The organism is Lysobacter antibioticus (genome assembly GCF_001442535.1).
Classification (GTDB): Bacteria; Pseudomonadota; Gammaproteobacteria; order Xanthomonadales; family Xanthomonadaceae; genus Lysobacter; species Lysobacter antibioticus.
On record NZ_CP013141.1, the window covers coordinates 5,760,860 to 5,762,155 of the forward strand.

The 1,296-nt window shown below is 67.4% G+C and carries 1 protein-coding gene; it reads left to right on the forward strand.

Going from position 1 to position 1,296, the window contains the following annotated elements:
• The first annotated feature begins 281 nt into the window (after nucleotides 1-281).
• A complete protein-coding gene (locus GLA29479_RS23315; protein WP_057973010.1) occupies nucleotides 282-1,196 on the forward strand; it encodes a branched-chain amino acid transaminase in 915 nt (304 codons plus the stop codon).
• Nucleotides 1,197-1,296: the final 100 nt, after the last annotated feature.

Below are 1,296 nucleotides of genomic sequence, written 5' to 3' on the forward strand. Positions count from 1 at the left end.
CTGACGCCGCGAGCGAGAGCACCGCGGCCGCGCCGGCGCCCGCAGCGCACGTCCCGCAGCGGCGCACGCCGGTGGCGCTGCGCCTGGAGCAGACCATGGCCAACGGGGTGACGCCGTCGCGCACCGTGTTCGGCCTCTACCGCCACTTCGGCTGCTGGTGGATCCGCGGCGGCTGAGCGTTCCGGCCGACTCCGCACGGGCTTCCATACGCCGCTCGATTGGGCCTGAACCGGGCAGGCAGGGCACAATAGGGGTTTCCCCACCCACCACGGAAGCCGACGATGCAATACCCCGAATGGATCTGGCACAACGGTGCGATCAAGCGCTGGGCCGAAGCAACCACCCACGTCATGTCGCACGCGCTGCACTACGGTTCGTCCGTATTCGAGGGCATTCGCACCTACGACACGCCGCAGGGCCCGGTCATCTTCCGCCTCAACGACCACAACACGCGGTTGTTCGCCTCGGCCAAGATCTACGACATGGGCATCCCGTACTCGGTCGAGCAGATCAACCAGGCCTGTCATGAAGTGATCAAGGCCAACGGCCACACCACCGACTATCTGCGTCCGGTCGCCTACCGCGGTCTCGGCGGCTTCGGCCTGTCGGCCGACACCCCGACCGACGTCGCCGTGGCGACCTGGAAGATGGGCCAGTACCTCGGCGCCAGCGTGCTCGAAGAAGGCATCGACGCCTGCGTGTCGAGCTGGCAGCGCTTCGCCCCGAACACCATCCCGGCCGGCGCCAAGGCCGGCGGCAACTACCTGTCCGGCCAGTTGGTCGCGCGCGAGGCGCGTCGCCTGGGCTTCGGCGAAGGCATCGCCCTGGCTTCCACGGGCCTGCTCTCGGAAGGCGCGGGCGAAAACCTGTTCCTGGTGTTCAATGGCGCCCTCCACACCACGCCGGTCAGCGCCGCCCTGCTCAACGGCCTGACCCGCAACACCATCATCACCCTCGCCCGCGATGTCGGCATCGAAGTGATCGAACGCGACCTGCCGCGCGAATACCTGTACCTGTGCGACGAGTTGTTCATGTGCGGCACCGCCGCCGAGATCACCCCGATCCGTTCGGTCGACGGCCGCCAGGTCGGCAGCGGCCGCCGCGGCCCGGTCACCGAGCGTATCCAGGAACTGTTCTTCGGCCTGTTCAACGGCAAGACGGCGGATAAGTACGGCTGGCTCGAGCCCGTCAGCTGAGCTGACGGGCCGGGATGGGTGATTGGGGATTTGGGATTCGTAGAGCCGCTCACCGCGAGCCCGAAGCTTCATCACCACCCGACAGAAACAAAAACGCCGC

Bases quoted from the DNA above. Each gene is read 5' to 3' on its own strand.
- GLA29479_RS23315 (WP_057973010.1), top strand. From the start codon at position 282: ATGCAATACCCCGAATGGATCTGGCACAACGGTGCGATCAAGCGCTGG.